This window comes from Myroides sp. A21, assembly GCF_000807225.1.
GTDB classification, from domain to species: Bacteria; Bacteroidota; Bacteroidia; order Flavobacteriales; family Flavobacteriaceae; genus Flavobacterium; species Flavobacterium odoratimimum.
Genome location: NZ_CP010327.1, coordinates 2,986,309 through 3,013,209 on the forward strand (window position 1 = coordinate 2,986,309; position 26,901 = coordinate 3,013,209).

Sequence of the window (26,901 nt, forward strand, 5' to 3'; positions counted from 1 at the left end):
CAAAAAAGGGAAGCATTTGCTTCCCTTTTTTATTTTATATAAGTTAAAGTTATTGATTCTTTTTCAGACTAATAATTTTAACGTCTTGAAATGCTATTGCTCCTCTTATAATACTTAAAATAACCTCATATAAAGCATTAATAATTTGAAGCTTTAATTCGTTGTCTGTATAGATTAAACTAATCTCTCTAGCAGGCTTTGGATCAGCAAACTGTATTAAGTTATTTTTGTCATCTTGATTTAAAGAAAGTGTGTGTAGGTATGGTAATAGTGTGTAACCTAGACCTTCTTTAGATAGATTTATTAAAGTTTCAAAACTTCCGCTTTGTAATTTAAAGTTTTTGCTTTCTGCAGTAGATTTGCTGTTACAGATATTGATTATACCATCTCTAAAACAATGTCCATCTTGTAGTAAAAGTAACTTTCTTAGATCTAGGTCTCCTTGATGAAGTTCTGCTCCCATTTCTTGTCTAAAATTTGCAGGAACATATCCTACAAATGGTTCGTAGAATAGAACTCTTTCTTTAATGTCAGACTCTTCTAAGGGAGTAGCAACTATAGCAGCATCCAGATATCCATTGCGAAGTTTCTGAATAATCTCTTCAGTTGTATATTCTTCTATAATTAGGTTGACCTTATTGTACTTATTTAGAAATGTTTTTAGGAACATAGGAAGTAGAGTAGGGGCTATAGTAGGTATCATTCCTAGTTTAAACTCTCCCCCAATAAATCCTTTTTCTAGATCAATAAGATCTTTAATTCGATCTGATTCATTGACAATTTTCTTTGCCTGTTGAATAATAACTTGACCGATAGCCGTAGGCTGAATAGGTTTTGTACTTCGGTCAAATATTTGTACCTCGAGTTCTTCCTCTAACTTTTGGATTTGCATACTTAATGTAGGCTGTGTAACAAAAGTTTTTTCTGCAGCAAGCGTGAAGTTTTTATGTTCTGCTACTGCTAATACATATATTAATTGTGTTATCGTCATTCTTTAAAACCAATATTTTGTCTAAGTTATGCAAAATAAAGGAAAATGTTTTTATTCATAATCTATTTTCTCTAGTTCCGTATAGTTTTTCATTAATCGTTTGATTAATAAACCATAGATTAGACGGTAGTATAACCATAGTAATCCTAAAAATACACCACATATAATAATAACAATCACTGCGCTAATTAAAGCCGTAGGTAAGGTCAACTTATCATCATGTGTCAGTATATCAATCAATATAATAATGAAAGCTATAAAGAAGATAATTAGGTTAGTATAGATATAATAGTTAACTGTCTTTTTTGTCTTTAGAATAGATTCCATTAATAATTTAGTGGAATCAGCTACAGATATTTTTTTATAATTTAAATAGAAAATAGTAATAAATATCACTGATATTCCTAATGATAACCAATCTAAGTTATTGATCATAAAAGCATAGATAGGGCCAATATCATTTCTATTTACGTCTGATCCGAATAAATAACTAAAACCATTTAATACAATAAATTCGATTATACTAATGATAAATATCCACATGACGATAGAAGACGATTTCTTATGTATCATCTTTTGTATCTCTTCAGTAGAGATCTTAGGGAATTTTTGGTCGCTATTCCAGTGTTTTTTTAATAAATCTAACTCCTTCATATTCTATTGCCTCTAGGGATTTAATATCTTTTTAAGTTTGCTTTTTATTCTATTCATTTTTACCCTAGCATTGACTTCACTAATACCTAAAGTTTCTGCTATTTCTTCATAATTCTTATCTTCTAAATACATGAATACTAATGCTTTTTCGATATCATTTAGCTGTTGAAGAGCTTTATACATTAGTTTTAATTGCTCTTCTTCTTGATAATTGTATTCAGAATATTCAAATTTGCAAAATGTACTATCGTAAGGTATGGTGCTTAGTTCTCTTGTTTTTTTACGATATAACGAGATGGCTGTATTTAATGCTACTCTATAAGCCCATGTAGAGAACTTAGAATCTCCTCTAAACTTTGGGTAAGCGTGCCATAGTTGAATAGAAATTTCTTGGAACAAGTCTTTATGAGCTGCTTCATCGACTGTATATAGTCGACAGACTTTGTGGATAAGGTTTTGATTCTTATCCAAAAGAGCAACGAATTCTTGTTCCAAATGTTTGTTCATGCCTATAAGTAGTCTAATGTTACGATTTGTTACAATATTTTTAAAAAATATATTTTTAGTTATAGAGTAATCAGTTTAGGATAATTATTAGAACATGAGCGCAGATATTATTTTCCTAAATATTTAGTAAGTAATTGGTCAAAGTCTACTTCTAAGTGGTTAATATCTATTACAGTTCCATTCTCGTCTAAAACAAATACTGTTGGAATATTTTTAACTCCATATTGTAGTTGAATTTCATAAAGATTATAGATATGAAGCCAATTAAGACCTTCTTTTTGTATGCTTTCTATCCATTCCTCTTTATTATCATCTAAGGCAATACTAAAGATGTTCAAGCCTTTATCATGATACTTTTCATAAATAGATTTTATGGTAGGCAGTGTTTCGTGACATGCAGGACACCACGGAGCCCAGAAGTGAATAATGGTTACTTTACCAAGATTATCGTATAGTGAAATCACTTCTCCATTAGGATCTTTACCTGAGATGTCTAACGCTTTATCTCCAATTTTTACTAAAGTATTGGCAGCAGAATTGTCTAATAGGTTTTTAATAGCTATACCTATATTAGATTGCTTAATATTATCAGCTAGTTGATTATAATATAATTTAGCCTCATTAGTATCTATATTTTTATTGTCTATTCGCTGAAATAAAATTACAGAAGACGTGAATGAATTGCTATGTTGAGTTAGTTGATTTGTGATAATGTCATTAATGTCTTTTACATAGACTTTAAATTCATTTGATAACCTTTCAAGAACTTCTCTGTTATTATCTTTTATAGCTTGAGTTAAAAGGTCTTGATTAGCATCTCTATAAGCATTAGCTTTTTTCTGAACTCTCTTTATATTATTGTGAAAAGCATTTAATTCATTATTGTTTTTTGTACCAATAGCAGAGGTGCTTAGATCATCATTATAGTCATATTGAAAATTAATAATACCATTTTCTAAAACTACTAATTCCGTAACGTTTTCAGATAACTCTAATAGTGCATAAGTAGGGTAAGTTGTGTTACCTTTAAATTCGAATGAGTTGTTTTTTAAACGAACAGAATCTATTGCGTCAAAATTATTAGTTTCAGGATTTAAAACTTTTAAATAGATCATTTCTCCCTCAGGAATGTTTTTTGCTATTCCCTTTATTAGAAAACCTTTATCTTTTATAGTAAAACTCATTAATAGAAAGGCTATAATTACTAAAGGTAGTGTTCTCATTGGATGTATTTTTAATATAATTTGTAAAGATTAAATATAATAAAATATTACTGATTATAACGGAGATATTAGAGTATTAAAAAAGGGTTATAGAAACTTCTATAACCCTTTTATTTTCTATATCTTAAGTAGATATTTATTTGTCTAAGATTTCTTGAACTTTAGCTCTAAGTTTTTTACCTCTTAAGTTTTTAGCGATTACAACACCATTTTCATCAAGTAGATAAGTCGCTGGAATGGCACGTACCTCATAATTTTGAGCGATTGGCTCTTCCCAGAACTTTAAGTTAGAGATTTGATTCCAAGTTAATTTATCTTTAGCAATTGCTTCGATCCATTTTGCTTTATCCTTATCTAAAGAAACACCAATGATGTTTAATCCTTTAGGGTGGTATTCTTCATATAGAGCTACTACATTAGGATTCTCTGTTCTACAAGGACCACACCATGATGCCCAGAAATCAATAATAGTTAATTTACCTAAACTTTCTTTTAAAGAAATTTCTTTTCCTTCTGGAGATGGAGCACTGAAATCAGGAGCTTTGTCACCAATTTTTACTTTAGCATCAGGAATAGCGTCTAATGCTGTTTTAAAAGCTTTTGCTACAGTAGTGTTCTTTAATGTTTCATCAAATTTATTGAATTTTTCAACTAATTCTTCTTTGATGTATTGTCCTGAACCAACTGTTTTTGATAAATAGACTAAAGTAGTTAATGAATTAGCGTTATTATCAATGTAATCTTCTACATACTCATCATACTTTTCTGCTAATGCCATATAACCATTGATAATAGCATCTTTTTTAGCTTGGTCTTGAGCTTCGTTAGCTTGTTTAAAAGCCTCTTGGTTATCACCTTGGTATTGGACTATAGCTCGCTCTAATTCGTCAACTTTTTTAGTGAATGCTGTATATTCATCATTGTTTTTAGTACCTGTTACGCTACTGTTTTCTGCTTTTTCATTATCGTATTGAACAACGATTTTACCATTTTCTAAAACGAAAGGTAATTTTCCTGGTTCTTTACCAAATGAAAAGAAGTTTTGGTCTAGACTTTCAGCAGCTCCTTTGAAGGTGAATGCATTGTCTTTAATTTCAGTAGAGTCAATAGCTACTGTACTACCAGTTGCAATATCAATTTTCTCAATATATACTTTAGTTCCATCTGTTAGACCTTTAGTTTCACCATTGATTGTATAACCAGTAGCTTCTTTGTTACATGAAGCTAGTACAGCTACAGCTCCAAGTACTGTTAAAATTTTTTTCATCGATTTTGTTTTTTAGTATTAGAAATACAAGTTATAATTGCATTATATGAACAAATATACTTAAAAAACTAGATTAAGCTAAAATCAGCCTAAAAAAGTCTATAAAAGTTTTATGAATTGAATTAACAGCATTATCCAACCAATTACTAAACACACTCCTCCTAAAGGAGTTATAGGGCCAAGTATTTTTATTTTCTTCTTAAATGTAGCACTTAAGGTTAATCCATAAATACTGAAAGAGAACAAGAATACACCAATGATGATGATATTAACTGCTCTTGTAATATGAATATGTGCAGGCATTAATCCTAAGATTAGTAATAGGATAGCGTGGTACATTTGATATTTTACGCCTACTTCAAAGCTTTCTAAACGTTCAGCTGTCATGTGTTTTTTTAGAGCATGTGCTCCAAAGGCACCAAATATAATAGCTAGTGCGCCATATATTGAGCCTGCTATGAGGGGTGTTGTATTAACTAATTCCATATATTTATTTAATTAAAAGTGAGTTGTCCTAATATTTCTTCTGACATAAACGGTCCGCCAGGGTATCTAGCGGTGTAATCCATGTTTAACCATATTTGACCACGTTCGTCTATGTGATAATGTATCTCTTTACCTTTACTTTCTTCTTTAAAAAGAACTTCTTTAATAAGGTAGATTACCTGTTCTAGATCTCCTTTATTTGGGATTAGTAGTTCAGGATACATATGTTCTTTAGTATGTATCAATCTTGGGGTTGCGCCTATAGCTCTGAGAAGTCCTGCCATTAATACAGAATAGTCATCACAATCTCCTGAGAAATGCTGTAATGATTCTGATGCCGTAGCGATATATTCTCTACCCTTAGGGTCATTTACATAATTCCACTTCGTACGTACCTCTTTAAAAATGGCTAAAGATTGTACTATTTGTCTGTAATGTTGAGTATTTGGAATATTGCTAAAGTGTTTACGTGTAGTTGCTAAAGCATAATTCCTTACTATAGGTTTATCATATTCTATCGCTGGTATTATTTTACTCTTATTAGGAAAAGGGAGTAGCTTAGAAATGATAAGATCTTGCGGTTTAGGATCTTCTGCCATCGCATAGATCATAACTTTATAGTCTTCAAAAACAGCATTATAACCATAACCTCCAAAGAAAGAATTTACAATAAGAACAATCAAATAAATGATAATCAGCATATTCAAGACCAATTTCATCTTTTGAAGTAAGAACTGCAGTATACCTACAATAGATAAAAATAGAATGATACGATCTAGTTGGTATGGCCAGTTCGGGTCATCTATATTTTGATGAATAATAATAAAAATAGGAATAGTGATCAGTACGTTAAGTATAAGTATGATGATATTGTCCCAAGGTTTTGGGACTCTCAAGTACTTAAGCCAACTTTTTTCAGAAACTTTATCCGGTAATTCTGTATTATTACTCATCGTAGTCTATGGTCAAAACTATATTATAAAACGGTTTCGCTGTATTTAATAGTATTAGTGATTATATTTAAATCTACTAATTGTTCTTGTGTTTTATTAAAGTGTTTTTCTGACAGTTGTCTTTGAGACCATTTAGTCATACTTAGCCATTCTTTAACATCATCTATATTGATATTATATTTACTAGATAATGTACGGTCAATAGAAGGAATCATTTTGAACTCTTCTGTAGTAGCATTAATACATTCCAGTAGATTGTCAATTAATCCTTTGTTTTTATTTAGGAATTCATTGTTCGCAACTAATACAAAAGAAGGCCAAGGAGTAGGACAGTCGCCTAATCTTCTAAATATCCCTTGGTCAACTATTGGTTTAGTCATAAAATGCTCCCACATAAAATAGTCTGCTTCACCTTTAGTTAGAGCTTCTATAGCATTGTCTAAGGTATTAACAATTACGAACTCAAGATTAGCAATGTTCCAGTTCATTTTTTTTGCATGAACGATTGCCATAAGATGTGAGCCAGATCCATATCTACTGATGGCAATTCGTTTACCTTCTAGGTCTTCTATTTTTTGATATGGAGAATTATGAGCTACATGTATTCCCCATTGTAGAGGAGAGGCTACATATTCTTGTATGATAGTGGTTGGATTTCCTTCAGATATATCTTTGATAATTCCTTCAGTAAGTATAACGGCTAGGTCTGTTTCTTTATCTCTTAGCATCTGACACATTTTACCTGTGCCTTCAGGTACATCTGTCCATTTTAAATTAATGCCAAGTTCTTCGAATTCACCATTTTCTATACATAATTGCCACGGTAGGTTGAAGTGCTCAGGCACTCCGATAATATTTACATTTGCCATTTTAAATCGTACTACATTTTTATGCTAAGATAGTAAAATAGGGCATTTTTTAGATAATATTTTAAGAGTAAAACAAAAAAAACTCTACTAAAAAGAGAGTAGAGTTTTTATTTATTATTAAGGTTTCATTGAACCTTTTTCTTGGAAGCGAATGTGGAATTTGAAAGCTTCTTCTAATACATGTGGAGTATGTCCTCCTCTTTCTTTTGCTCTTTCAAAGTAATCTCTTAATTCTGCTTTGTATTCTGGATGTACACAGTTCTCTATGATGACTTCTGCACGCTCTCTAGGGGATAGACCTCTTAAGTCTGCTAGACCTTGGTCTGTAACTAGGATGTCTACATCATGCTCAGTATGGTCTACGTGAGATACCATAGGAAGTACGTGAGAAATATTGTTTTCTTTAGATGCTGCCTGTGTAACGAAAATACTTAAATAAGCATTTCTAGCGAAGTCTCCAGATCCACCGATACCATTCATCATTTTACTACCTCCGATATGAGTAGAGTTAACGTTTCCGTAGATGTCAAACTCGATAGCAGTATTGATAGCGATAATACCTAATCTACGAATAACCTCAGGAGCATTACTAATGTTCTGCGGGCGTAGTACTAGTTTATCTTTATATTGTCCGAAGTTGTTAATGATTTTTCCATAGCACTCTTCAGTTACAGTAATAGATGATCCTGATGCAAAAGTCATTTTTCCAGAGTCAATTAAATCAAAAGTACTGTCTTGTAATACCTCAGAATACATCGTTAAGTCGTGGAATGGGCCATCAATAAAACCAGTTAATACAGCATTAGCTACTTTTCCGATTCCTGCTTGTAATGGTAAAAGAGAGTGAGTTAATTTACCTTTTCTAACTTCTTCTTCGAAAAATTTAAGTAAGTGACCAGAGATAGCAGAAGTTTTAACGTCTGGTTCTGGTAATTGAGCAGGAGTGTCTTCTATACTAGAGTAAACAACTGCAATCACGTCATCTGGGTTTAGACGAATAAAGTTTTCTCCTATTCTATCTTTTACTGTATGAATAGGGATGATTTCTCTACGTGGTTGTTTGATAGGTACACTATTATCGTGTACTCCTTCTATTTCTAAAGGAATAGCTGTATTTACTTCAATGATTATTTTTCTAGCTACACTAGCGAAGTAAGCAGAGTTACCAATAGATGTGGTAGGAATGATAAATCCTTCTTCGTTAATATAAGTAGCCTCAATGATAGCGATATCTACTTGAGGAATATGTTTCTCTTGAAGTTGTTCGATCGTTTCACTTAAGTGTTGATCGATATATTTTACTTGCCCGCTGTTTATAGACTTTCTTAATACTGAATCTGCTTGGAAAGGCATTCTTCGGATTAAGGCATTGTTAGTTGCTAAGTCAGCGTCAGTAGTTTGTCCTAATGAGGCACCAGTTATTAAGGTAATTGCAACATTTTCTTGTGCTGCACGTAGTGCAAATGCAGGTAATACAGATTTACTATCTCCAGCTTTAGTGAAGCCACTAGCTCCTACTACAGCTTGGTCATGTATTAAGAGAGCAGCATCTTCTGCTGACACAATACGCTCTCTATACGGTGCGTATTTTATCCTCTCTAGTTTCGAGTCTTCTTTCGTCATTTCAAATAAAAATTTTAAGCACCTTAAATTAAGTGCATTTATTTGAAAGAGTCAAATAAAATAAACGTATATATTAATTATATTGATTAATATAATTTATTTATTAAAAAAATACGATAATGTTTAAAAATTTAAGATATAAAAATGATACTGTCATGTGAGGGCTTTTTTGTTAATTTTTTGCTATTATTTTATAAGTACTAAACTTGGTAATAAGGCTTTTTGTAACTTAGTTTATTGAATTAATCTTGAGAAAGACAATGAAAGAGGGTTTTTTAGTAGTAATACTTCTTTAGTTTTTGTGATTTATTGATCTTGTATTTTGAATTAGGAGAAGTTCTTTAGAAGAGTTTTTTTTGAACTATCGAGATTTGTTTTTCTAGAGGAAGGAATAGGATAATAAATATTCAATATTACGAAGAGAGGAATAGTTGTACAGCGATTGCAGGTCGAGACATATTTTGTTTTGAATGAGTCCGTAGTGAGTCCGATATGAGTCCGTAGTAAGTCCGTTATTTTACCTAAAATAACGGTGTCATAATACTAGCACATAGTACTTAAAGTTAAATCAACTGCAATATAAACGCTCTTAGCGTGCTATTCTAGTAGTATAAGAGGTAGTGAGTAGGGGGATTAGGTATAAAAAAAGCTACCTGATAGAGGTAGCTTTTTTAGAAAAAGTAATCTTATTATTATATTGCGCTAAGTTTGTCTAACGTATATACAATTAGTTTGTCAACAGCTGCATAAGGATCTTCTGAGAATGTTCCGTTAGCTCTATTTGCAATAATTGTATTAAGAGATACTGCATGATGTCCTAATAAGTTACATAAACCATAGATTGCAGACGTTTCCATTTCGAAGTTTGTAATACGGTATTCACCGAATTTAAAGTTGTCGATTTTATGGTTTAGTTCTGGATCTTGGATTTGTAGACGAAGTACACGTCCTTGTGGACCGTAGAATCCACCTGCTGTACCTGTAATCCCTTTGAATGTTAAGTCGCTTTCTAATTTAGCTTCTAACTCTGCACTGTTCTTAATGAAGTATGGGCGTCCTTTTTTAAGATCCCAATTTGTGTGTTGAATAAAAGCGTCTTCTAAAGCTACATCTGTAACTCCGTCAATAAGGTAAGAGCGCATCAAATTGTCTAGTCCTAAACCATATTGAGATAGTACAAAGCTATTCACCGGGATATCTGCTTGTAAAGAACCTGATGTACCTATTCTTACAATATTTACAGAAGTAAGTTCTTTTTTAATTTCTCTTGTTTCTAAATCGATATTAAATAGAGCATCGATTTCATTAACAGCAATATCGATGTTGTCAGGTCCGATACCTGTAGAGATTACAGTTAGACGTTTTCCTTTATACGTACCTGTAGTTGTTTTAAACTCTCTTTTTTGTGTTGAAAATTCAATAGCATCGAAGTGCTTAGTGATTCTGTCTACACGGTTTTGGTCACCTACGAATATGATGTCTTTAGCAACATGTTCAGGTCTTAAGTTTAGATGGTACACACTACCATCAGGGTTTAGAATTAATTCAGATGATTTAATCTTCATAATATTAAATTTTTAATTAGCCGCCTACACGTTTTACTTTGTAGCCTTCTTTTATTAAATAATCCATTATTTTATCGCGAAAATTACCTTGTATAATTATTTCGCCATCTTTTGTACTTCCGCCAACACCACATAGTGTTTTTAGTTTTTTAGCTAAATCTTTAAGGTCGTCTTCATTTCCTTCAAAACCTTTAATAAGGGTAGCTACTTTACCACCTCTATTCTTTTTGTCTATATGTGCTTCTAATCTTTGAAGATTAGGGGCAAGAGTTTCTGTGGATTCTTCTTGTTCGAATTCAAAATCTTTATTAGTAGAAAAAACAAAGCCTCCTAAGGCATCTAAGCTATTTAACTTTTTACTCATTTAGTTATGTAATATGGTGCTTATAAAAATGATTAATCTAAAAGCGTATTCTAGTCTTTCTACAGGAGAATGATTAGAATGCTATGTATATAAGTAAAGATACGAAATATGTTAAAATCAATCAATATAAATAGGATAAAAAAAATGACCTTTTACGAAGTATATCGCATGAAATAAAAAAGAGGGAGTAATGGGCTCCCTCTTTTAAGAATATGTTTTTATTAGGATAGATTATTTAATCAAGCCTAATTCAACTAGTCTTTGGTGTAAGAACTCTCCTGAAGTAATATCTTCGTATAATTTAGGATTATTCTCATCGATACAATTCTCTAAACAGTTTAGTGGCATTGTGCTCACTGGGTGCATAAAGAATGGAATAGAGTATCTAGAAGTTCCCCATAGTTCACGAGGAGGGTTAACTACTTGGTGGATAGTTGATTTTAATCTATTGTTAGAGTGACGAGATAACATGTCACCAACATTGATTACTAACTCATCATCAGCTGCGATAGCATCGATCCACTGTCCATCGTGGTTTTGTACTTGTAGTCCTTTACCTTGAGCTCCCATTAACAGAGTGATTAAGTTAATGTCACCATGTGCAGCTGCTCTCACAGCATTTTTAGGTTCGTTCTGGATAGGAGGGTAGTGGATAGGACGTAAGATACTGTTTCCGTTTTTAACGAATTTGTCAAAGTAGAACTCATCTAAACCTAAGAATAAAGCAAGCGCACGCAATACGTATACACCTGTTTTTTCTAACATTTGGTAAGTTTCTTTTCCAACAGCGTTAAATTGAGGTAATTCTTTTACTTCTACGTTAGCAGGATAAGATGCTTCTAAAGCAGGATCATTTTCAACGTATTGTCCAAAATGCCAGAACTCTTTTAAGTCACCTTCTGTTCTTCCTTTAGCATGCTCTTTACCAAAAGAAACATATCCTCTCTGACCACCAATACCTGGTACTTCATAAGAATTTTTAGTCTCTAATGGAAGATTAAAGAAATTACGAACTTCTTTATATAGATTATCAACTAATTGATCATCTAAAAAGTGTCCTTTTAATGCTACGAATCCAATTTCTTCGTAGGCTTGGCCGATTTCATTTACAAACTTTTGTTTACGTACCGGGTCATCCGATAGGAAATCACGTAAGTCAACACTAGGAATGTTTTGCATTTTCTAAGTTGTTATATATGCTTACTTGAGTTATTTGACACAAATGTATATTATTTTTCCACAAAATAGTGTTGATAACTACAATTTATATTTTTTTTAGGTCTGAATTATTCAAGATATGTGATTGTGTGTGTTGAGAATTTCGAAAGAATAATATGTTTATAGGATTGTGATTTTTTTAATGAATGTAAAAAATTAATGAATTTTTTTATAAATTGCCGTAATAACCATTAAAATAAAAAAACTATGAAATTACCTATTGAATTAAAATCGAATGAATTTGTTGTATTAGTAGCGGTGGACATTGATCCTAAATACAAGGTGTCTAACGCTGATGAGTTTTATAATACATTACCAAAGAGCTTTAAGCCAATTTTTAAGAAAGTAGTAGGGTCGAATATGAATATATATTGCGTATGTAATAATCAAGACGATTTTATGTTTTGTCTAAGACAAACAGGGTATAAGACGACTTTATTGTAAAAAATAGTAATTTTGCTCCTGATAAAATTAAGATAGTAGAATGAGTAAAAAGGTAGCAAAGACTAATGCTTTACGTATATTAGATAGTAAGAAGACAAGTTATGAGATGTATGAGTATGATATTTCTGACGAACTAATAGATGGTAAATCTGTCTGTGAAAAGTTAGGAATATCTGAACTAGAGTCGTTAAAGACTTTGGTGGCTCATGGTAAGGGGAATGCGATATATGTTTTTGTGGTTTCTATTAATAGTGAGTTAGATTTAAAAAAGGCAGCTAATATCTGTGGAGAGAAAAAGATAGAAATGTTAGCTGTAAAGGATTTGTTAGGAATAACAGGATATATTAGAGGAGGATGTTCTCCTATAGGGATGAAGAAGTTATATCCTACATTTATAGATATAGAAGTAAAAGATTTAGAGACTATCTATGTAAGTGGTGGACGTAAAGGACTGAGCATTGGTATTAGTCCTGGTGATTTAGCGAATATTGTGAATGGTAAGTTCGGTGATATTGTTAAAAAAGAGTAATCCTAAAATGAAATGTGTGTATAAATTGCGTGATTAGTACAAAACAAATGATTTAATATACATGTATTTATTAATGTTTTGTTATAATTATGACAATAGGTGTCAAATGGAAATGCAGTTTAATTATTGTTGTTGTATCTTTGCAAGGACAAATAAGATGAAAGTTTAAAGAATGTAGTCATTCAGAGTTAAATTAATACTAAAAGAGAGTGAATAATTCTTTTTAGAAGATAGTAGGATTTATCTTTGCATACTGTAAAATTGAAAATATGATATTGGCGTTAACTGTTTCGTTGTTTCCTTCTTGTGGGGTAGATCAATCTAAAGAAAAAAGCTTTAAAGAAGCTAGTAATAAACAAATTGACCTATTGAGCAAGAATGATTTAGATGGTACTTTTTTTAAAGCAGTAGCTCAAGATTTACCACAGGTTGTATCAATTGGGAAAAAAGGAATTGTTTATTCAAGTACAAAACCTAATCAGAAGATAATTTTTCCATTTGTAGAACCATTAGTGGATGGAGAATCTAGAATATATAAGTCTTATACGAAGCATGAGGAGATAGAGATCGTGATTTATGAAGATGAGACTGCGAAGGACTTTGCAGATGGTAGATTTGATCACTCTGTTGCAGTGCGTTTAATTAAGAAACACGATGGTGTGGAAGATGATGTAATTGATTTTGCTTGTTTTGGACACTATTTATATACAGATAAATTATCTGGTAACTGGATTTTTCAGTCTTATGAAGATAAGAGAGTAGAAGAATTAGGTATTAATCAGATTCCTATGATTTGTATTGATATTAATACACGTAGTTTCTCTGGAAGTGGAGGGAATCACATGATTTATGGAGATGTTAGATGTGAAGGGGATTCAATCTTCTTTAAAGTTGTACTTTCTCCAGAATATGTGACTGAGATGTATCAGAAAGAGAAGGAGCTATTAGCAGTATTAGATAGTTGTGATCGCTTTGAGCTTAAAGATGATTACTTGTATCTATATGAAGAAGGAAAGCAAAAGCTTATGTTCTTAAGAGATACATACAATATGTAGAATAATTGTATTGAAATAAATAATAAAAAATGGAAGGTTAACTAGTTAACCTTCCATTTTTTTTAGTTCTTCTATAGACATCTTATCAGGTCTTTCTTCAATAGTCTTATAAGCATCTACGATTTTCTTTACTAATCTGTGTCGTACGATATCTTTATCATCTAAATATAGCATTCCTATTCCATCTACGTCTCTTAGGATATAAAGAGCTTCTTTTAATCCAGAAGATACTTTACGAGGTAAGTCTATCTGACCAGGGTCTCCTGTGATGATGAATTTAGCATTTTTACCCATACGTGTCAGAAACATCTTCATTTGAGAATGGGTCGTATTCTGAGCTTCATCTAGGATAACAAAGGCATTATCTAATGTACGTCCACGCATAAAAGCTAATGGCGCTATCTGTATAACCCCTTTAAGGATATAGTCATCTAATGTCTGTGGAGGGAGCATATCTCTAAGTGCATCATATAATGGTTGCATATAAGGATCTAGCTTCTCCTTCATATCTCCAGGAAGGAAGCCAAGGTTCTCTCCAGCTTCAACAGCAGGTCTAGTAAGTATGATTCTCTTTACCTCCTTGTTCTTTAAAGCTCTTACAGCTAGTGCTACCCCTGTATAAGTTTTACCAGTACCAGCAGGTCCTATTGCAAAAACCATATCGTTCTTTTCAACGAACTTGACTAGTTTTTGTTGATTAGGGGTGATTGCTTTGATAAGTTTTCCAGATACTCCATGTACGAGAATGTCGTCTGTAGGAAGAGAAGGAGGTGCGCTATCAAGGACTAATCTTTCGATAATGTTTTCGTCGATGCGATTATATCTGATAAAATATTTGACTAGTCGGTCAAAACTCTTCTCAAATTCATCTAAAATTTCTGGATCTCCATAAATCTTTAGGACTGATCCTCTTGTCACAATTTTAACTTTTGGATATAATTTTTTAAGTATATCTAAATGAGTGTCTTGTGGGCCCCAAAAATCTTTAGGGCTAAAATCTGTTAATTCTATTATCCTTTCGTTCAATACCTGTAGAGTTAATTAAAAAAAATAATCTAATTTTGTATATTCAAATCTACTATAAAAAAATCATTTTTCTTAAAAATATATTGAAAAATAATAATGCAGAGAATAATTACACTAACAACAGATTTTGGATATCGGGACCACTATGTAGGAGCTTTGAAAGGGAAGATCTATTCGAATATCATTGGCTGTAATTTAGTTGATATCTCACACGAAATAAGTAAATATAATACCGAGGACGCTGGATTCGTTATCGGGGCAGCATATAGCCAATTTCCGAAAGGTACTATTCACATTATAGCAGTTGATGCTTCTGTGACCGACTATACAAAGGCAATTTGTGTAGAATTTGATGGACATTATTTTATTACAGCAGATAATGGAATAGTTAGTATTATTTTAGGAGATGAGGATTTCGATAAAGCAATAGAAATTAATCATGATGGTATGATGAAATCAAATGATATATTTGTCTATTGTGCATATCAACTAAATGAAGGTCGTCAATTAGAAGAAATAGGAGTGATGTTAGAATCTATCTATAGTCCTAGTAGACTGGCTACAAATGTCGTTTTAAATAGAAATAAAATAACAGGTAAGGTGATCTATGAGGATTCTTATGGTAACCTTGTGACTAATATCCATAGAAGTGACTACGAAGTAGTCTCAGAGGGGAGAGAATTCGCTATTAGAGTTAAGAATTATAGAATCAATCGAATAAATGACTATTTTGCAGACTTCAAGCTTAATGATAGAGCTACCTTAAAAGAAAGGGCAGGCGAACTAGTTGCTATATTTAATGATATAGACCTATTGACGATTGCATTGTTCTATTCTAAACCTGACACACCAGGAGGAACTCCGCGAAAATTAATGAATCTTCAGTTAAATGATACTATTGTCATTGAATTTGATTCTGAAACACAATATTAAAATAAAAAGTATGTTTATAAGAATTGTAAAGCTAACCTTGCTTGAAGATAAGGTACATGATTTTTTAGAGCATTTTGATACGATTAAGGATAAGGTTAGACATTATCCTGGTTGTCAATTCTTAGAAGTATATCGTGATAAGGATCAATCTAATATTTTCTTTACTTATAGTTATTGGGAAGATGAAAGTAATCTAGAATCATATAAAAAATCAGAACTTTTCGGGGAGATATGGCCTTACACAAAGACTTTATTCAAAGAGAAAGCGGAGGCGTGGAGTGTGGATAAAGTGGTTACTCTTAAATAGATATTTTTATGAAGGCAATTAGTCTTAGAGAAATTAGAGCTTTCTTTAGCTCATTGACAGGTTATCTTGTTATCGTCCTATTTTTAGTGATAAATGGAGCTCTGCTATGGTTTATAGATGGAGAATATAATGTGTTGCAAAGTGGTTTTGCTGATTTATCTCCATTCTTTTATTTAGCCCCTTGGGTATTGATATTTTTGATTCCCGCTGTTAGTATGAAGAGCTTTTCAGAAGAGATTAAAAATGGAACGATAGAGTTGCTGTTGACTAAGCCTTTATCTGTTTGGCAGATTGTACTAGGAAAATATCTAGGAGTATTCACATTGATATTTATGGCTATTGTGCCTACTGTAGTTTACGTTTTTGTGCTGAATAATATTGTATTAGAAGGACAGGTAATTGATTATAGCAGTATAATAGGTTCATTTATAGGATTGTTATTTTTAGTGAGCTGTTATGTTTCGATGGGGGTGTTAGCTTCTTCATTGACAGAAAGTCAAATAGTTGCGTTTATAGTAGGTGTTGTTTTGTGCCTGTTTTTTTCATTAGGAATAGATATGTTAGCAGGGCTATTTGGAGAGTGGTTTGAAAAAATAGGAATTCTATATCACTTTAGGAGTATTTCGAAAGGGGTATTAGACACTAGAGATTTGATTTATTTCGGATCTATGACTGTTTTATGTCTAGGGGTAACTGTCTTTAAAATTAAAACACTACGCAAATAATGAAAAAGTTTCAAAAAAGAGATGTAAAGCTACTGGTTCGATTATTAGTTGTTTTGGTTATTGTTAACGTTATCAGTGCTCTAACTTATACACGTTTTGACTTTACGCAAGATCAGAGATATACTTTGTCTAAAAGCACAGTTGGGATAGTAGATAATGTTCAGGATCTGTTAATCGTAGATGTGTTTTTAAAAGGGAACTTCCCATTAGAGTTTAGAAGGTTACAGAACGAGACAAAGCAATTACTAGAGGAAATACAATCTAGAAATGAAAATATTAAGTTTAGATTTATAGATCCAAATGAAGAAGGAGCTAATAAGGCAGAAACTTTAGAACAATTATACGAGTATGGATTAAAGCCTGTAACCATTACAGTAACGGATAAAGGGGCTCAAAGTCAACAATTAGTTTTTCCTTGGGCATTAGTTAGTCAAGGGGAGAAAGTTGCTAGAGTACAGTTATTAAAGAATATGATGGGGGCGAATACAGAAGAAAAAGTGATTTCGTCTGTACAACATTTAGAATATGCGCTAGCTGAGGCTATCAGTAAAGTAACAACAGATAAGAATAAGAAAATAGCTATTCTTAAAGGGAATGGAGAGTTAGATGATGCTTATATAGCAGACTTTCTGATGACTTTACGTGAGACTTATCACTTAGCACCATTTACATTAGAAAGTGTGTCTAATGAGCCTCAAAAAACCTTAGATCAGTTAAAAGAGTTCGACTTAGCAATCATTGCAAAACCAACAAAAGCTTTTTCTGAAGAGCAGGTAGGTGTGTTGGATCAGTTTGTTATGAATGGAGGTAAAACAATGTGGTTGTTAGATCAAGTTCAAGCAGATTTTGATAGCTTGCGCTCGAATGGGACTATGTTGGTGTATAATAAGGATCAAAGCTTAGGAGAATTGCTTTTTAGATATGGTATACGCATCAATCCTGTGCTTGTAAAGGATGAAATTAGTACAAAAATAAAATTAGCATCAGGTAGACAAGGGAGCGAAACTGTGTATACAGATTTCTTATGGAAGTTTGCACCATTTGTTTATCCTGATACAGACCATCCTATTGTAAAGAATATAGAAGGAGTGAAGTATGATTTTACTTCTCCTATCGACACTCTAAAAAATGGAGTTAAAAAGACTATTTTAGCTAAATCCTCAAAGTACTCTAGTTTAGTAGGAGTTCCAGGTGAAATTAGCTTTAATGTTTTAAAGGAAGAAGTTACTCCTGAGTTTTATGAAGGTAAAGGAAGTTATATTTTAGGCGTTCTATTAGAGGGGGAATTTCCTTCTGTTTTTAAGAATAGAGTATTGCCTTTTACAATAGATAAACCACTTTCAGAAAGTAAACAAACACAAATGATTGTAATTTCTGATGGAGATATTATTAGAAATCAGCTAGACGATAAAGGAATGCCATTAGAGTTAGGTTATGATAAATGGACTAATATGCTTTATGGAAATAAGGAGTTATTAGTAAATTCTGTAAATTATCTTTTAGACGATACGGGACTTATTAATTTGAGAACCAAAGAGGTTAAGATTCCGATGCTAGATAAAGTTAGTGTAGAACGTGAATATACTTCTATCCAAATGAAAGTATTAGTGATACCTATAGCGCTAGTTGTAGTTTTCGGAACTATATTTATTCTTATAAGAAAACGTAAATTCAATAAAAAGTAAAGCAATAATCCTTTTATTATTGGTAATAATCGGATATATTTGTAACTGTAAAAGTATTTTTACATATAAAACAATTATAGTATGAAGTTTATAGTATCGAGTTCCTACTTGTTAAAGCAATTACAAGTTCTAGGTAGTGTAATAAACAGTAGTAATACCTTACATATCTTAGATAACTTCTTATTTGAGTTAGATAATAATGTATTAAAGGTATCTGCTTCAGATTTAGAAACTACAATGTCTGCTACTTTAGAAATTGAATCTACAAGTCAAGGAAGTATAGCTGTTCCTGCAAAGTTATTGTTGGAGACATTAAAGACATTTCCTGAGCAGCCATTGACTTTTTCAGTTAAGGAAAACAATACAATTGAAATTAGTTCAGACGTAGGTAAATACGTTTTAGCATATGCGCAAGGAGATGAGTTTCCTAAAGCAGAATCATTAGAGGATCCTTCTAGAACAGAAGTTCCTGCAGGAGTTTTAGCAACAGCTATTAGCAAAACTATATTTGCTGCTGGAAATGATGATTTACGTCCTGTGATGTCAGGAGTATTTTTTCAATTCTCTCCTTCAGGATTAATCTTTGTGGCAACAGATGCACATAAGTTAGTAAAGTATTCTCGTACAGATATCGTTTCTTCGAACGAGGCTAGTTTTATTATGCCTAAAAAACCACTTAATATTCTTAAGAGTATTTTAATGGCTTTAGGAGCAGATGTCGTTATAGAGTTTAATGAATCTAATGCACAATTCTCTTTTGAGAACTATACTTTGACTTGTCGCTTGATTGATGGAAAATATCCAAATTATGAGGCAGTTATTCCTAAAGAGAATCCTAATAAGCTTTTAATCAATAGAACACAGTTTTTGAGTTCTGTAAGACGTGTTTCTATTTATGCTAATAAAACAACACATCAAATAAGATTAAAAGTTGCTGGTACAGAATTAAATATATCTGCTGAAGATATTGATTATTCTAATAAAGCAGATGAGCGTCTTACTTGTGATTATCAAGGAGATGATATGCAAATCGGGTTTAACTCTAGATTCTTATTAGAGATGTTAAATAACTTACAGTCTGATGATATTTTATTAGAGATGTCATTACCTAATAGAGCTGGAATCTTGACACCTGTAGATGGGTTAGAAGATGGTGAAACAGTTACGATGTTAGTAATGCCTGTAATGCTTAATAGTTAAGAAATAAACTATATAATATATAAGCCTCTCTTCAATTAGAAGGGAGGTTTTTTTGTTTCTACTAGTCAAAGATATCTGATAAGTGTATTTGAATACATAGCAATACGATAAGTTTTAAATTGCTTGAAAATGCACTAGGTAATTCGTTTAGTGATATGCTGTACTATACCCCAAATAAAGTAAGTGAATGTCAGTAATGTAATAATAGAAGAAATCACAGTGATACCAAGTGCTATACCAAAGATGTGATCTAGATCTGTATGTATATATTGAATCAAGTAATCTATTGCTAGACTATTAAAGTAGATGGAGACAGATAGAGTGATTATCTGAATGATAAAAATTGACGGTTTCATAATAATAGATGTTTATCTAGAAGACCGCTAAGACTATACCAAGATTAAGTGAATGTTTCAATAGAAACATTATAATGTTGTATACTTTGAATAGTATATTAAATAATCTGAATACAGTAAAAAGTATTTGTTGTTTTTGTTGTTGTTTGTGAGTTTGGCTATTACTGCTAGATTACTACTTCCGTCATTGAGTTAGTATATAGATTAGTATCTAAAGTCATATTTAGCTCTGGAGTAGGTATCCCTAATAATCTCTTTAGGCTATTTAGGTTCTTCATGATATCTAATCCGTTGTTTTTACATTTGTTTTCTAGAGTAGAAATCTGTTGTGTTATAATGTCTTGAATTTCATACGTTTTATAGCTTAGAAGCTCTTGTTCGTTGATTTGGAATAGGATTTTTAGTTTGTTTAGATCCTGTAAATGGTCTTCTGTTAAGTATCCTATAGCATCTAGTATTTCTAGTTTAATATCTACGAATAAGTTGATTAAAGTCTTTTTAATACTTAAGATATTTTCTATTTGGTTATTCTCCAGCATGCCATAAAAACCAATTGGCGTAATGGTGTTTTGTGTCAAATAAGAAAGTATGTAATTAGTGGTGTTTTTACTTTCCTTTTTAGCATTTAGATTTGACAAGTGATTTTGTAAATCAGATTTGAATACTATCATATTTATGGTGTTTTTATTTGATTTATTACATATGCTAAGGTAATTATTATTGTTAAAATAATGGTTTATTTTTATTATTTTCGTTTATTTTTGGAATTCAATAGTAGAATGCGTTTAAATTGATTAATAATAGTTTGATATGCGTGTTTTTTGTGTTTTTTAAATAAAAGTTTAGTTTTATGTAATAATTATATATTGCAACTTTTAGTCAGTATGCTGTTTTAGTGTTTCTTAAGTATTAAAAAAATGTTTATTTATCTGTATTAGTCTTGAAATAGCCAAATTGTATCTATAAATTATGATATTATGAAATCGATTTATTTCTTTAGTTTTGTTTTAAAATAAAGGTAGATGAAAGCTTTTTTAGTTATAGTAATTTTTTTATTGATAGTAGCTATTGTATGTTTAGTGTACTTAATTGTACAGAATAATAAAAAGCGTTTAGAATTAGAAAAGGAAAAATATCTCTTTGATTCTAAGATGCGTTATTTACAATTAGAAAATCTTGAGTCAAGATTAGATCCTCACTTGTTTAAGAATATTCTAAATTCTATTCAGTCTCATGCTTATCAGACCTACTATGCATTAGATAAAATGGCAGGTGTATTAGATTATATTTTATATGATAGCCAGAGAAAAATGGTCTCTCTAAAAGAAGAACACGAATTTGCTTTGCGACTTATCGATATCAATAAGATTAAGCTTAATCCTCTTTTTAGGCTTGATATACGATCTAATATAGGTGAAGGGGAGGTGTTTTATACAGAAGAGTTAATCGCTCCTCTTATATGTGTAGAATTGATTGAGAATGCTTTTAAGCATGCAGACCTGGCAAGTACAGATGCTTTTATCTCTATTTTGTTTAAACTGAAAAATGGGCATTTCGATTTGTTAGTTTCTAATAAAAAATCCCGTATGAAGACCCTACATAAAGAAAAAGGAGGTTATGGCCTTACAGCTTTGAATAAGCGACTCGAACTGATATATGGGAATGCTTATAAATTAGAAAAGAACGAGGATGATCATATTTACTCTACGCACTTAAAAATTAATTTACATGATTTCAAAACTAAAATGCATACTACTAGATGATGAACTTTTAGGGTTAAAGTATTTAAAAATGCTATGTGAGCAAATAGAGGAAATAGAAATCGTAAAAGCTTATAACGATCCGGCAGTTTTTTTAGAGGAAGCACCGCATCAAGACTTTGATGTGGTCATATTAGATATCAATATGCCTGGATTAGATGGTCTAAGTGTAGCGCAACTGCTCCCTAATAAAGGCGTTATCTTTGTGACAGCTTATAAAGAATATGCTTTAGAGGCTTTTGAAATAGAAGCAATAGACTATATAGCTAAACCAATTAAAAAAGAGAGACTTCACAAAGCAGTATTGAAAGCAATGCGACAGTATAAACCAGTCGATGAAGCTACTTTTATTACTATTAATTCTAACAAAGGAAAAGCATTGCTATACTTCTCTGATATTCTTTATATCACAACTAATGAAATGGATAGTAGAGATAAAGATGTGTATTTAGAAAATAACCAAGTAGTGATAGCGAAGAATATGTCACTAGATAAGTTTGTTTCAGCTTTGCCTAGTTCTAAGTTCTGTCGTATCAATAAAGGGGAATTAATTGCTCTAAGAATAGTTCGTTTTTTTAGTCATGATGAGATAACGACTACACTTAAAGGAGTAGACGGGAAACCCCTAGAATTAACACTTGGGATGACTTATAAAACTGACTTCTTAGAAAAGATATAAAATTCATTACAGAAAAACATACTTTCATTACAACTTGGTGGTCTTTGGATTCATTCTTGCTATTTACAAATATTATTATAGAGATGTTTGTATCGTTAAAAAGTAAGTAGTATGTCAAAGTTTAAAAATTCTCTTTTATATTTCTTTATTATAGGAGGGTGCTCCGCCTTAATGTATTGGGTAGTTTCTAAAGGAGTTAAATTAGAATCGAATGTCGTTAAAGTAGTGTCTGATAAAAGTATTTTTGAAAACTTCTTAGATACTATACAAGATAACCTAAATTTCCCATTGGCTTTATTATTAGCTCAGATTGTTACGATTGTTTTAGTGGCTAGAGTATTCGGATGGATTTGTAAGAAGATAGGACAGCCTTCTGTAATTGGAGAAATCATTGCAGGTATTGCCTTAGGTCCTTCTTTTGTTGGAGCTTATTTTCCAGAATTCTCAGAAGCGTTATTTCCTGTACATTCATTAGGAAACTTAAGCTTCTTAAGTCAGATAGGATTAATCCTATTCATGTTTGTCATCGGAATGGAACTAGATTTAAAAGTGTTGAAGAATAAAGCACATGATGCTGTTCTGATTAGCCACGCTAGTATTATCATTCCCTTTGCTTTAGGGATGACACTTGCTTATTATATATTTACATCTTTTGCACCTGAGGGAGTCGAGTTCTTATCTTTTGGGCTATTCTTAGGGATTTCTATGAGTATTACAGCCTTTCCTGTATTGGCACGTATTGTTCAGGAGAGAGGTTTACAAAAGACACGTTTAGGAACCATTGTGATTACCTGTGCAGCGGCAGATGATATCACGGCTTGGTGTCTATTAGCAGCTGTAATTGCGATCGTACAAGCAGGAAGTTTTGCTAGTTCACTTTACATCATGGCTCTAGCTATTATTTATGTAATCGTGATGCTAAAATTAGTCAAGCCATTCTTGGCGCGTATTGCTAAGTATCAGCCAACGAGTAATATGTTCTCTAAAGGAACAGTAGCTATATTTTTATTGACATTAATTATTTCTTCTTATTGTACAGAGGTAATTGGTATCCATGCTTTATTTGGAGCTTTTATGACAGGAGCTGTAATGCCTGATAATATGAAGATCAGAAATATCTTTATTGAGAAGGTGGAAGATGTAGCAGTAGTTTTATTCTTACCTCTATTCTTTGTTTATACAGGGTTACGTACAGAAATAGGTCTTTTAAATGAACCTTATCTATGGAAGGTGACAGGAGTAATTATCTTAGTAGCAACGATAGGAAAGTTTGTCGGTAGTGCTTTAACGGCCAAGATAGTTGGTATATCTTGGAAAGATAGCTTAACGATAGGAGCACTGATGAACACTAGAGGGCTAATGGAGCTGATTGTATTGAATATTGGTTTTGATCTAGGTGTGTTGACAGGAGAAGTGTTTGCTATGATGGTGATTATGGCCTTAGCAACGACCTTTATGACAGGCCCAGTATTAGATTTAATTGCAAAGATATTCGGCCCATTAGGAGATGATGAAGTAAAAACAGTAACTCCGAATTTAGGAAAATATCAAGTATCTCTTTTCTTTGAAGACAAAACAAGCTTGGCTCCTCTGATGAGACTGGCTAGTAGCTTTGTAGGTAAAAATAATGCAGATACAGGTATTACAGCGATGCACTTAGTGGATAGTATTGAAGTAAATGCTTTTACCTCTACAGAGTATGAGAATGAAATATTTGAAGCAGTACAAGAAGAGGCAACAGCCTTAGATCAAGAAGTACAAACCTATTATAAGGTATCCAATGATATCGAAAGTGATGTGGTCAATGTAGTTAATGAGCAAATCAGTGATTTATTGTTAATTGAGGTAGGATATTCTATCTATAGAGGGTCTTTATTAGGGAATATTTTAGGCTTTACCACTCGTATTATCAATCCAGATGTGCTGTTAAACAAGGTAACAGGAAAAGAAAAATTCTTTGAAAACTCGTGGTTTAATGCTAGAACTCAACAAATACTTAATAGATCTAAAGTACCTGTGGGAATTTTTATCAATAAAGACTTCGATAAGGTAGAACAAATCTTTTTACCTGTGTTCTCTAAACAAGATTTGAAGTTGTTAAGTTATGCACAGAAGTGGATTCGCAATAGTGAAGCACAGATTACGGTGTTAGACGCAACAGGGCAATTAGAAAGTTATCCCGAGTTTAAAGAACAGATTAGATTGATTGAACAATTTAAACCTAACCATATCCGCATTGTAAACGCAAAAGAAGTTAATAATGAGTTTATAAAGGATTTTAATCTAATGTTGGTCAGTTTAGAAAGTTGGAAAACATTAGTGGAAGAACGAAAAACATGGCTAAACAGTGCACCATCTATGTTGTTAATTCAACTTTAGTAATTGTTGTGTGTTTTATATTAATTTGTGGTACTGCTCTCCGTCCAGGGAGCAGTTTTTTGTTTAGAATACAGAGATTACTGGATAGTATTGTATTGTTGTTTGCTTTGAAATATGTGATTAACCTCAGAATTATTTAATATCTTCACATAGATATTCCAGGTTTAAAGTATGATAGACATAGAAACAAGTATTCATGATGCTTACTCGATAGAGGTAAAGGTTGGTTTTAAGACAAAAAAGATAGGTCAGACAGCTGAGTTTGATATTAATACCTGGTTTTTTATTCCTAATAGCCTAGACATTAATGCATCTACATATACTAAAGATCAGTTCTATTCAGATGTTAAGTCTAAAGTTAGATTTATTACTCCTATTTACCTTCTAAAAGAGATTGTTGATAACGGAGCAGTTCCATTGAATAATTTGCGTTCAGCCTTAAATGATGTGTTGCAATCAGAAGAAGATTCATCTGAGTTATTAATGGAGTATGAGTTTCAGCTGAAGATGTTCATGGCTATATTTAGAAGTGCCATCCGAAATCATTTGACAGAGATTAAAAAATGTTATCAGACTGATGATTTAGAAATAAGATGCCTTGAGTTTGCTTCTGCAGTAGAGAATATCTCTATTCAATTTAGAGGTTTGAGAGAATTGTTGGTAGGAGTAGAAGAGGGAAGTGAGACGAGAAACTATTATGATTTTGCAGATGAATATTTATCTTATGCTATAGTACATCAAGTTTTTGGTTTCTTAGAGCTATTAGAGGGAGAACAGTACAATTTGTCAGAGAAAGTGCGTCAACATCTAATCGGATTGATAACACGAGAAAAAGAGTATATGAAAATACACAACTATCTAGATATTAAGAAAGGGGATAGAGAGAATAACCAGAAGGTGGTGTATAGACATACGATGTTAGATAAGTATATAGAATCTGATTTAGCTCTAATTTCGAATAAACGAAAAGACGAAGATGGTGTGATTGCACAACAGATTTATTATAGTTTAGCAGCAGGTTTATCTATGATTTTTGCTACTATTATTGCTTTCTCTTTTCAACAGAAATATGGCAACTTTACGATGCCTTTATTTGTAGCATTAGTTATTAGTTATATGTTGAAAGATAGAATTAAGGAGCTAATGCGTTATTACTTTATTGGAAAGTTAGGAGGGAAGTATTTTGATAATAAAACGAATATTAGTGTAAAGGATCAGAAGATAGGATGGATAAAGGAATCTGTAGACTTTATAGCAGAAGAAAAAGTGCCTGAAGAAGTGCTTAATTTGCGTGATCGTTCAGCCTTATTAGAAATAGAGAATAAGATTCACAACGAGAAGATTATGTTGTACAGAAAGAAAGTACACTTAGATAATAAAAAAGTGATTAAAGAAAGTACATATGCTTTTGACGGAATTAACGACATCATTCATTTTAATCTAACTCGACTTACCCAAAGAATGAATAACCCTTATGTGACAGTGTATACTTTAGATCAAAATGATTTAATAGGGGAGCCAGAAAGAATATTAGCAGATAAGATCTATTATCTTAACTTCATAGCACAAATAAAGTATGAAAATATAGTAGATTATAAGCGATTTAGAATTGTATGTAAACGAACTGGTATTGAGACAATAGAAGAACTTTCTTTGAGTTAATTTTAGAACCCAAAGAAAGTCTTTATAAGATTAAGACTAGTGTACCTCCTACAATAAGACATCCACCAATAATAGTTTTTAGATCCATAGGCTCTTTTAAGAAGATAAAAGAGATAATCATCACAAATACAATACTCAGCTTATCTATTGGAGCTACTTTAGATACAGGACCTGACTCTAGAGCTTTGAAATAGAATATCCAAGATAGTCCGGTTGCAATCCCTGAAGCAATTAAGAAGATAAGATTAGATTTACTCAATTCTTTCATTCCTTTAAAATCGCTATTTGCAATCACTATTCCCCAAGCTAATACTAGGACTACACTGGTACGTATAGCTGTCGCTAGATTGCCATTAATTCCTTTTACCCCTACTTTAGACAATATTGCAGTTAAAGCTGCAAAGACAGCAGATAGTAAAGCATAGTATTTCCACATAATTC

The 26,901-nt window shown here is 32.0% G+C and carries 28 protein-coding genes; 12 read left to right on the forward strand and 16 right to left on the reverse strand.

From position 1 onward, the window contains the following. Positions 1-49: 49 nt before the first annotated feature. The 12 genes from MYRA21_RS13390 to MYRA21_RS13445 all read right to left on the reverse strand — a co-directional run bounded on the left by MYRA21_RS13390 (position 50) and on the right by MYRA21_RS13445 (position 11,681). A complete protein-coding gene (locus MYRA21_RS13390; protein ID WP_039329377.1) occupies positions 50-991 on the reverse strand; it encodes a LysR family transcriptional regulator in 942 nt (313 codons plus the stop codon). 51 nt (positions 992-1,042) lie between these two features. Further along, positions 1,043-1,645 carry a hypothetical protein gene (locus MYRA21_RS13395; RefSeq protein WP_006259045.1) on the reverse strand — a complete coding sequence of 201 codons (603 nt, stop codon included), beginning with the start codon at positions 1,643-1,645 and terminating at the stop codon, positions 1,043-1,045. Positions 1,646-1,657: 12 nt separating this feature from the next. Further along, entirely contained in the window at positions 1,658-2,152 is a 495-nt protein-coding gene (locus MYRA21_RS13400; protein ID WP_006259044.1) for an RNA polymerase sigma factor, read from the reverse strand. Between the two features lie 107 nt (positions 2,153-2,259). Then, a complete protein-coding gene (locus MYRA21_RS13405; RefSeq protein ID WP_006259043.1) occupies positions 2,260-3,375 on the reverse strand; it encodes a TlpA disulfide reductase family protein in 1,116 nt (371 codons plus the stop codon). Between the two features lie 136 nt (positions 3,376-3,511). Continuing rightward, positions 3,512-4,642 carry a redoxin domain-containing protein gene (locus MYRA21_RS13410; RefSeq protein WP_006259042.1) on the reverse strand — a complete coding sequence of 377 codons (1,131 nt, stop codon included), beginning with the start codon at positions 4,640-4,642 and terminating at the stop codon, positions 3,512-3,514. Between the two features lie 99 nt (positions 4,643-4,741). Further along, positions 4,742-5,128 (reverse strand): DUF423 domain-containing protein, encoded by a 387-nt coding sequence (locus MYRA21_RS13415; protein WP_006259041.1) that lies wholly within the window; start codon positions 5,126-5,128, stop codon positions 4,742-4,744. 8 nt (positions 5,129-5,136) lie between these two features. Continuing rightward, on the reverse strand, positions 5,137-6,081 hold the full coding sequence (locus tag MYRA21_RS13420) for a transglutaminase-like domain-containing protein (protein ID WP_006259040.1): 945 nt from the start codon (positions 6,079-6,081) through the stop codon (positions 5,137-5,139). Positions 6,082-6,104: 23 nt separating this feature from the next. Further along, on the reverse strand, positions 6,105-6,950 hold the full coding sequence (locus MYRA21_RS13425) for a substrate-binding domain-containing protein (RefSeq protein ID WP_006259039.1): 846 nt from the start codon (positions 6,948-6,950) through the stop codon (positions 6,105-6,107). Positions 6,951-7,067: 117 nt separating this feature from the next. After that, positions 7,068-8,573: a succinate CoA transferase gene (locus tag MYRA21_RS13430; RefSeq protein ID WP_006263460.1), complete on the reverse strand. Its 1,506-nt coding sequence runs from the start codon at positions 8,571-8,573 to the stop codon at positions 7,068-7,070. Positions 8,574-9,265: 692 nt separating this feature from the next. Further along, positions 9,266-10,138, reverse strand: coding sequence for a nucleoside phosphorylase (locus MYRA21_RS13435; RefSeq protein WP_039329380.1), 873 nt, complete (start codon positions 10,136-10,138; stop codon positions 9,266-9,268). A 16-nt stretch (positions 10,139-10,154) separates the two neighbouring features. Then, positions 10,155-10,502 carry a translation initiation factor gene (locus MYRA21_RS13440; protein ID WP_006259036.1) on the reverse strand — a complete coding sequence of 116 codons (348 nt, stop codon included), beginning with the start codon at positions 10,500-10,502 and terminating at the stop codon, positions 10,155-10,157. A 231-nt stretch (positions 10,503-10,733) separates the two neighbouring features. Then, positions 10,734-11,681: an isopenicillin N synthase family oxygenase gene (locus MYRA21_RS13445; protein WP_006261068.1), complete on the reverse strand. Its 948-nt coding sequence runs from the start codon at positions 11,679-11,681 to the stop codon at positions 10,734-10,736. Between the two features lie 246 nt (positions 11,682-11,927). Between MYRA21_RS13445 and MYRA21_RS13450 the strand changes: the two genes are divergently transcribed. The 3 genes from MYRA21_RS13450 (at position 11,928) to MYRA21_RS13460 (ending at position 13,748) form a co-directional block, all read left to right on the forward strand. After that, on the forward strand, positions 11,928-12,164 hold the full coding sequence (locus MYRA21_RS13450; RefSeq protein WP_006259033.1) for a hypothetical protein: 237 nt from the start codon (positions 11,928-11,930) through the stop codon (positions 12,162-12,164). A gap of 40 nt (positions 12,165-12,204) precedes the next feature. Next, positions 12,205-12,693, forward strand: a complete 489-nt coding sequence (gene ybaK, locus MYRA21_RS13455; RefSeq protein WP_006261069.1) for a Cys-tRNA(Pro) deacylase — start codon at positions 12,205-12,207, stop codon at positions 12,691-12,693. A 269-nt stretch (positions 12,694-12,962) separates the two neighbouring features. Beyond that, positions 12,963-13,748: a hypothetical protein gene (locus tag MYRA21_RS13460; protein ID WP_006259031.1), complete on the forward strand. Its 786-nt coding sequence runs from the start codon at positions 12,963-12,965 to the stop codon at positions 13,746-13,748. A gap of 45 nt (positions 13,749-13,793) precedes the next feature. Here MYRA21_RS13460 and MYRA21_RS13465 read toward each other — a convergent pair whose 3' ends face one another. Further along, entirely contained in the window at positions 13,794-14,774 is a 981-nt protein-coding gene (locus MYRA21_RS13465; protein ID WP_006259030.1) for a PhoH family protein, read from the reverse strand. A gap of 96 nt (positions 14,775-14,870) precedes the next feature. Between MYRA21_RS13465 and MYRA21_RS13470 the strand changes: the two genes are divergently transcribed. The 5 genes from MYRA21_RS13470 to dnaN all read left to right on the forward strand — a co-directional run bounded on the left by MYRA21_RS13470 (position 14,871) and on the right by dnaN (position 19,624). Next, on the forward strand, positions 14,871-15,707 hold the full coding sequence (locus MYRA21_RS13470; protein ID WP_006259029.1) for an S-adenosyl-l-methionine hydroxide adenosyltransferase family protein: 837 nt from the start codon (positions 14,871-14,873) through the stop codon (positions 15,705-15,707). Between the two features lie 10 nt (positions 15,708-15,717). After that, positions 15,718-16,014: a putative quinol monooxygenase gene (locus MYRA21_RS13475; RefSeq protein WP_006261070.1), complete on the forward strand. Its 297-nt coding sequence runs from the start codon at positions 15,718-15,720 to the stop codon at positions 16,012-16,014. An 8-nt stretch (positions 16,015-16,022) separates the two neighbouring features. Then, positions 16,023-16,739, forward strand: coding sequence for an ABC transporter permease subunit (locus MYRA21_RS13480; protein WP_006261071.1), 717 nt, complete (start codon positions 16,023-16,025; stop codon positions 16,737-16,739). Further along, a complete protein-coding gene (gldG, locus tag MYRA21_RS13485) occupies positions 16,739-18,424 on the forward strand; it encodes a gliding motility-associated ABC transporter substrate-binding protein GldG (RefSeq protein WP_039329383.1) in 1,686 nt (561 codons plus the stop codon). Before MYRA21_RS13480 ends, gldG begins: the two co-directional genes overlap by 1 nt. Before the next feature lie 81 nt (positions 18,425-18,505). Continuing rightward, a complete protein-coding gene (gene dnaN / locus MYRA21_RS13490; protein WP_006259025.1) occupies positions 18,506-19,624 on the forward strand; it encodes a DNA polymerase III subunit beta in 1,119 nt (372 codons plus the stop codon). Between the two features lie 134 nt (positions 19,625-19,758). Here dnaN and MYRA21_RS18785 read toward each other — a convergent pair whose 3' ends face one another. Together MYRA21_RS18785 and MYRA21_RS13495 are read right to left on the reverse strand one after the other, a co-directional pair. Then, entirely contained in the window at positions 19,759-19,980 is a 222-nt protein-coding gene (locus MYRA21_RS18785; protein ID WP_006259024.1) for a hypothetical protein, read from the reverse strand. A 167-nt stretch (positions 19,981-20,147) separates the two neighbouring features. Beyond that, entirely contained in the window at positions 20,148-20,651 is a 504-nt protein-coding gene (locus tag MYRA21_RS13495; RefSeq protein WP_039329385.1) for a hypothetical protein, read from the reverse strand. A 351-nt stretch (positions 20,652-21,002) separates the two neighbouring features. Between MYRA21_RS13495 and MYRA21_RS13500 the strand changes: the two genes are divergently transcribed. The 4 genes from MYRA21_RS13500 (at position 21,003) to MYRA21_RS13515 (ending at position 26,460) form a co-directional block, all read left to right on the forward strand. Continuing rightward, a complete protein-coding gene (locus tag MYRA21_RS13500) occupies positions 21,003-21,743 on the forward strand; it encodes a sensor histidine kinase (protein WP_006261074.1) in 741 nt (246 codons plus the stop codon). Further along, positions 21,709-22,419, forward strand: coding sequence for a LytTR family DNA-binding domain-containing protein (locus tag MYRA21_RS13505; RefSeq protein WP_006259020.1), 711 nt, complete (start codon positions 21,709-21,711; stop codon positions 22,417-22,419). Before MYRA21_RS13500 ends, MYRA21_RS13505 begins: the two co-directional genes overlap by 35 nt. Positions 22,420-22,530: 111 nt before the next feature. Further along, on the forward strand, positions 22,531-24,798 hold the full coding sequence (locus tag MYRA21_RS13510) for a cation:proton antiporter (RefSeq protein WP_039329386.1): 2,268 nt from the start codon (positions 22,531-22,533) through the stop codon (positions 24,796-24,798). Positions 24,799-24,969: 171 nt separating this feature from the next. Further along, on the forward strand, positions 24,970-26,460 hold the full coding sequence (locus MYRA21_RS13515) for a hypothetical protein (protein ID WP_039329388.1): 1,491 nt from the start codon (positions 24,970-24,972) through the stop codon (positions 26,458-26,460). Positions 26,461-26,482: 22 nt separating this feature from the next. On the opposite strand, the gene MYRA21_RS13520 is transcribed toward MYRA21_RS13515, so the two are convergent. After that, entirely contained in the window at positions 26,483-26,896 is a 414-nt protein-coding gene (locus MYRA21_RS13520; protein ID WP_006259017.1) for an EamA family transporter, read from the reverse strand. Positions 26,897-26,901 lie beyond the last annotated feature (5 nt).